The following is a 6,082-nucleotide window of genomic DNA, read 5'->3' as shown; positions in this document are numbered from 1 at the left end:
GATCTGTAGTTATTATTTACTCCTGGATTTTCTATCTTGCCGCAGATCTGTACCAAAGTATTTTGAGTTTTTTTAAGTTTGGTAGCAAACAAGCTTGACTGTAGTTTGGGTTGGGCGATCGCACATAATTGTAGTAAGGGTTATAAATGAGAAGTTATGCCATTAATTCGCGAAGCCAGAAAATTAACCCTTATAGATTGGTAGCCAAAATTTGCATAAAAGTTCCGAAACATCTCAGCTAGGGTACAAAAAAGCATTTTCATCAAAAATTTATATTTTTTTAATCTATTTTTTAGATTTTCATCTTGCTTTATCCCATATATTAATGATATATAAGATAAAGCAAATAAAAATTCAAATATATTAATAAAAAAAATTTAATAATAACAAGGGCAATCCAATGAAAACAGTGATATTAGCAGGGGGATTGGGTACTCGGTTAAGCGAAGAAACCATCATTAAGCCAAAACCAATGGTGGAAATTGGGGGACAGCCAATTCTCTGGCACATAATGAAGATTTATTCCGCTTATGGCATTAACGACTTTATTATTTGTTGCGGTTACAAAGGTTATACGATCAAAGAGTATTTTGCCAACTATTTTATGCGGATGTCCGATGTCACGTTTGATTTGCGATTTAATCAAATGAACATTCATAAAGGCTATGCCGAACCTTGGCGGGTCACGTTGGTAGATACAGGCGAAAAAACCATGACTGGTGGACGATTGAAGCGAGTGAGAGAACATATTGGTAATGAAACTTTTTGCTTAACTTACGGGGATGGAGTCAGCGATGTAAATATCACTAAAGTAATAGAATTCCACAAACAGCAGGGCACCTTGGCAACCTTGACTGCCGTTCAGCAACCCGGACGTTTCGGAGCCATCTCTTTGGCAAAAGATCAAACTATCATCAGTAGTTTTCACGAAAAGCCACAAGGAGATGGAGCCTGGATTAATGGGGGGTATTTTGTTGTAGAACCGGCAGCGATCGATTACATTGCTGATGATGCAACAGTGTGGGAACAAGAACCAATGCAGAAACTCGCGCATCACCAACAGTTATCAGCTTACAGGCATGATGGATTTTGGCAACCGATGGATACTCTCAGGGATAAGAATTACCTGGAAAATCTTTGGGAAAATGGAAATCCCCCCTGGAAAATCTGGTAAAGATTTCGCAGCTAAGAATTATCTTTAGTTATAAACAGGTGAATTAATGGATTATACATTTTGGCATGGCAAAAAAGTTTTAATTACAGGTCATACGGGATTTAAAGGTAGTTGGCTATCCCTGTGGTTGCAAAAGTTGGGAGCAACAACTATAGGATATTCCTTGCCAGCACCGACGCAACCCAGTTTGTTTGAACTGGCAAATGTTGAGCGGGGAATGATTTCGATCGTCGGAGATATTCGCGACTTGGAAAATTTCCAAGCGGTGATGGCAGAACATCAACCAGAAATTGTTTTTCATCTAGCCGCTCAACCGTTGGTGCGTTATTCCTATCAGTATCCGGTGGAAACTTACACAACAAATATCATCGGAACGGTGAACGTTTTGGAAGCAGTTCGCCATACTCCCAGCGTCCGAACAGTGGTGTCGATTACTAGCGATAAATGCTATCAAAATAAAGAATGGGTTTGGGGATATCGCGAAAATGAAACTTTGGGAGGTCGAGACCCCTATTCCAGTAGCAAAGCTTGTGCGGAAATAGTAATTGCTGCCTATCGAGATTCTTATTTTTCTGCTGCTAATTACGATCGCCATCGGGTAGCAATAGCAAGTGTCAGAGCAGGTAACGTCATCGGTGGCGGTGACTGGGCGGCAGATCGGTTAATACCGGATATTATGCGATCGTTTATGATGGGGCGATCGGTCTTAATTCGCAACCCCCATGCCACTCGTCCTTGGCAGCACGTCTTGCAACCTTTGAGCGGTTATTTGTGCGTAGCCGAACATTTATGGAAATATGGGCCAGAGTATGCCGAAGCTTGGAACTTTGGCCCTAACGAAGAAGATGCCAAACCTGTAATTTGGATTGTGGAAAAGCTAACAAAATTATGGGGAAATGGAGCGATTTGGGAATTAGATGCAGCGCATCATCCCCACGAAGACAATTACTTGAAACTTGATTGCTCGAAAGCAAAAGCTAAATTGGGATGGCAACCGGCATTATCCTTGGAGCAAACCCTTGAATGGATAGTAGAATTTTACCAAAGTTATCTCAATAAGCAGGATATAAGAGAGATTGTGGAAGACCAAATTAAACGCTATCGCAGCTTAGAAGAAAAGCCGATTTTATCTCGCTCGTTAATCACTACTCCGTCTGTTTTATCGGTAAATTAAATTATGCAATTTACGGAAACGCAGTTAAAAGGAGCTTTCTTAGTCGAGATCGAAAAAATATCCGATCGGCGAGGCTTTTTTGCGCGTATATTTTGCGCGAAGGACTTTGAAGAGAGAGGATTGAAACCACCAATCGCCCAAACGAACTTATCTTTTAACCCTAACAAAGGTACGCTGCGAGGATTGCACTATCAAATTCCTCCGGTAACAGAAGCAAAATTGATTCGCTGTACAAAAGGCGCTATTTATGAAGTAATTGTAGATATGCGACCTGAATCTCCTACCTATCTATCTCATATTGGGGTAGAATTAACAGATGAAAATCGCTGCGCTTTGTATGTACCGGAAATGTTTGCCAATGGCTATCAAGCTTTGACAGATGGAGCTGAAGCAATCTATCAAGTAAGCGAGTTTTATACTCCTGGATACGAACGAGGTCTGCGTTATGACGATCCTGTACTTAATATAAATTGGCCGCTCTCGGTGAGTGAAATTTCGCTAAAAGATGCAAATTGGCCATTATTAGAATCGGTTATAGGAGAAGAAAAATGATTATTGTCGATCGAGCGCTGCAAGCACGCGCAGAAGCAGGAAACCCCATCAAAGTAGCAATGATTGGTGCTGGGGCTATGGGTCGAGGCATTGCCAACCAAATTATCAATTCAGTGCCGGGAATGAAGCTGGTAGCTATTTTTAACCGACATTTGGATAAAGCAAAGCGAGCTTACGATGAAGCGGGAGTTGAAGAAGTTAAAATTGTTAATAACGTTGCCAATTTAGAAGATGCGATCGCTCAAGGGAAATATGCGATAACTGATGATGCGATGTTGTTGTGTCAAGCGGAAAGCATCGATGCTTTAATTGAAGTCACTGGTACGATCGAATTTGCCGCTAAAGTCGTGATGGAAGCGATATCCTATCGCAAACATATTATCTTGATGAATGCCGAATTAGATGGTACGATCGGCCCAATTTTGAAAGTTTATGCCGATCGCGCAGGCGTGATTATCACCGCTTGCGATGGCGATCAACCAGGGGTACAAATGAACCTTTATCGGTTCGTTAAAAGTATTGGATTAACTCCTCTTTTATGCGGTAATATTAAAGGGCTGCAAGACCATTATCGCAACCCCACTACCCAGGAAGCTTTCGCCAAACGCTGGGATCAAACGCCGCAAATGGTGACCAGTTTTGCTGATGGTACTAAGATGTCTTTTGAGCAAGCGATCGTTGCCAATGGCACGGGTATGAGAGTTGCAAAACGCGGTATGTTGGGATACGAATACTCCGGTCATGTTGATGAAATGACTAATATGTATAACGTTGACCAACTAAAAGAATGGGGTGGCATTGTAGACTATGTTTTAGGTGCAAAACCAAGTCCCGGCGTCTTTATATTTGCTACCAACGACGACCCCAAGCATCGTCATTATCTCAATCTTTATAAATTAGGTGAAGGCCCCCTATACAGCTTCTACACTCCTTACCATCTCTGCTACTTTGAAGTACCAATATCAGTAGCTAGAGTTGTATTGTTTCAAGATGTCATATTAGCGCCTTTGGGTGGCCCTGTTGTAGATGTGGTGGCGATCGCAAAAACTAATCTCAAAGCAGGAGAAACTTTAGACGGGATCGGTGGCTATCTGGTCTACGGTCAGTGCGAAAATTCCGATGTGGTAAGAAGAGAAAATCTATTGCCAATAGGTTTAGCCGAAGGTTGTCGCCTCAAGCGAGATATTCCCAAAGACCAAGTAGTAAGTTACAATGATGTACAATTGCCCACAGGCAGACTCTGCGATCGATTACGATTAGAACAAAATAATTACTTTTTGCCTGTAGAAAAAACGTTAATTAAATCCTAAAAATATCACGACAAAATCAACCATGAAAAATTCTCACTGCGCTTTCTGCAATACCCCGATCGAACATAATTTTGCCGATTTAGGAATGTCACCGATCGCGAATGACTATTTAAGTCAAGACCAGCTTAATCGCGTTGAAAAATTTTATCCTATTCGTGCTAATGTTTGCGAAAAATGTTTTTTGGTACAATTAGAAGAAATCGAATCGCCAGAATATATGTTTGGCGATGGTAATTACCCTTACTTTTCTTCTTATTCCGATAGTTGGCTAAAACACGCCAAAATTTACAGCGATATGATAATCGCCAAATTGGGGCTTAACCAAAATAGTCAAGTTGTAGAAATTGCCAGTAATGATGGTTATATGCTCCAGTATTTTCAGGCCAAACAAATTCCTGTTTTAGGAATAGAACCTGCGGGTAATGTAGCGAAAGTAGCCCAAGAAAAAGGCATTCCTGTTCTGGTCAGATTTTTTGGTGTAGAAACAGCAAAAGAAGTGGTTTCTCAAGGCAAACAAGCCGATCTTTTATTAGGAAATAATGTTTTAGCTCATGTACCAGATTTAAATGATTTTGTAGCGGGAATGAAGCTTGTTTTAAAACCATCTGGTATTTTGACAATGGAGTTTCCCCATTTATTGCAGATTGTAGAAGGAAATCAATTTGATACAATTCACGAAGAACATTTTTCTTATCTATCTTTATTAACTGTCGAAAAAATATTTGCTACGCACGGCTTAACACTCTTTGATGTAGAAGAAATTCCGACTCATGGAGGTTCAATTCGGATCTATGGAAAGCATGAAAACGCACCAAATCCAGTTGTAAGCGATCGCATATATCGGGTGAAAGCAAAAGAAATCCAAGCCGGATTAGATCGCATAGAAACTTATCTAAAATTTGGTGAGAGAGTTAAAGAAACGAAACGCAAACTGTTAAGCTTTCTGATTCAAGCCAAAGCCGAAGGAAAAGTAATTGTTGCTTACGGTGCGCCATCCAAAGGCAACATCCTGCTCAATTACTGCGGTATTCGTACAGACTTTATCGATTACGTAGTAGATCGCAATCCCCACAAACAAGGATTATTTATGCCCGGTAGTCATATCCCCATTTTATCTCCAGATAAAATCTTTGAAACTAAGCCAGATTACTTGTTAATTCTGGCCTGGAATCTCAAAGATGAAGTGATGGAACAAATGGCAAAAATTCGGGAATGGGGAGGAAAGTTTGTCGTACCAATTCCCGAAACACAGGTTTATTAGTGAAGTATAAAAACCATGAAAGTCTGCTACTTCATCCAAAGTCATAATAACCCAGAACAGGTCTGTAGACTCGCTCGAATTATCAAAAAATCTAGCCCCAATTGCCTGGTGTTGATTAGCCATGATTTCAGCACTTCCTATTTGGATTTAACTTCTTTAAGCGATTTATCAGGAATAGATCTGATTAAAAGAAATAAACCGCCAATTAGAAATGAATATTCTTTCTTCGAGGTCTATCTAGAAGCGCTAGACTGGCTGTTTGAGCGTAATTCAGACTTCGACTGGCTAATACATCTCTCTGGGCAAGATTATCCGATTCAACCGCTATCTAAATTTGAAGAATTTTTGACTAACACCGAATATGATGCTTTTATCCAACACTGGAAAACAGGCCCTTGGCATCCGCACAATAGAGGCTATACCCGATTCTACTACCAATACTACTTTTATATGCCAAAATGGTTGCATCCGGTAGTGAAAAAATTTTCCCGAATCAACCAGATCCAATCACTGATTCATATTTTTACCACTTTTGGATTCCGAGTGGGAGTCAAGTCATTTTCTATTCCTTTTAACGATAATTTTATCTGTTACGGAAATGTGACTTGGTG

Annotated in this window: 6 protein-coding genes; all 6 read left to right on the top strand. The window is 40.3% G+C overall.

Features of this window, described 5'->3' with window-relative positions; genetic code table 11:
- Positions 1-400 precede the first annotated feature (400 nt).
- The gene (gene rfbF, locus H6S82_RS14680; protein WP_190461931.1) at positions 401-1,174 is read left to right on the top strand and encodes a glucose-1-phosphate cytidylyltransferase; all 774 of its coding nucleotides are present in this window, start codon (positions 401-403) and stop codon (positions 1,172-1,174) included.
- A gap of 46 nt (positions 1,175-1,220) precedes the next feature.
- On the top strand, positions 1,221-2,348 hold the full coding sequence (gene rfbG / locus H6S82_RS14675) for a CDP-glucose 4,6-dehydratase (protein WP_190461929.1): 1,128 nt from the start codon (positions 1,221-1,223) through the stop codon (positions 2,346-2,348).
- Positions 2,349-2,351: 3 nt separating this feature from the next.
- Positions 2,352-2,900: a dTDP-4-dehydrorhamnose 3,5-epimerase gene (gene rfbC, locus H6S82_RS14670; RefSeq protein ID WP_190461927.1), complete on the top strand. Its 549-nt coding sequence runs from the start codon at positions 2,352-2,354 to the stop codon at positions 2,898-2,900.
- Positions 2,897-4,210, top strand: a complete 1,314-nt coding sequence (locus H6S82_RS14665) for a Gfo/Idh/MocA family oxidoreductase (protein ID WP_190461926.1) — start codon at positions 2,897-2,899, stop codon at positions 4,208-4,210. The genes rfbC and H6S82_RS14665 overlap by 4 nt, the downstream gene beginning before the upstream one ends.
- A gap of 22 nt (positions 4,211-4,232) precedes the next feature.
- Positions 4,233-5,471 carry a class I SAM-dependent methyltransferase gene (locus tag H6S82_RS14660; protein ID WP_190461923.1) on the top strand — a complete coding sequence of 413 codons (1,239 nt, stop codon included), beginning with the start codon at positions 4,233-4,235 and terminating at the stop codon, positions 5,469-5,471.
- A 15-nt stretch (positions 5,472-5,486) separates the two neighbouring features.
- Positions 5,487-6,082 (top strand): beta-1,6-N-acetylglucosaminyltransferase (locus H6S82_RS14655; RefSeq protein WP_199317891.1); only part of this gene is annotated, 596 nt, incomplete at its 3' end.

Origin of the sequence: Planktothrix sp. FACHB-1355, assembly GCF_014748295.1 — a bacterium.
In the GTDB taxonomy this organism is placed as follows: Bacteria; Cyanobacteriota; Cyanobacteriia; order Cyanobacteriales; family Aerosakkonemataceae; genus Aerosakkonema; species Aerosakkonema funiforme_A.
Note: the sequence above shows the minus strand (reverse complement) of the source record. Positions and strands in the feature narration are given on the sequence as shown.

What these genes read in the sequence shown, in the direction of transcription:
- H6S82_RS14660 (WP_190461923.1), top strand. Translation starts at nt 4,233, where the DNA reads ATGAAAAATTCTCACTGCGCTTTCTGCAATACCCCGATCGAACATAAT.
- H6S82_RS14665 (WP_190461926.1), top strand. Translation starts at nt 2,897, where the DNA reads ATGATTATTGTCGATCGAGCGCTGCAAGCACGCGCAGAAGCAGGAAAC.
- rfbC (WP_190461927.1), top strand. Translation starts at nt 2,352, where the DNA reads ATGCAATTTACGGAAACGCAGTTAAAAGGAGCTTTCTTAGTCGAGATC.
- rfbF (WP_190461931.1), top strand. Translation starts at nt 401, where the DNA reads ATGAAAACAGTGATATTAGCAGGGGGATTGGGTACTCGGTTAAGCGAA.
- rfbG (WP_190461929.1), top strand. Translation starts at nt 1,221, where the DNA reads ATGGATTATACATTTTGGCATGGCAAAAAAGTTTTAATTACAGGTCAT.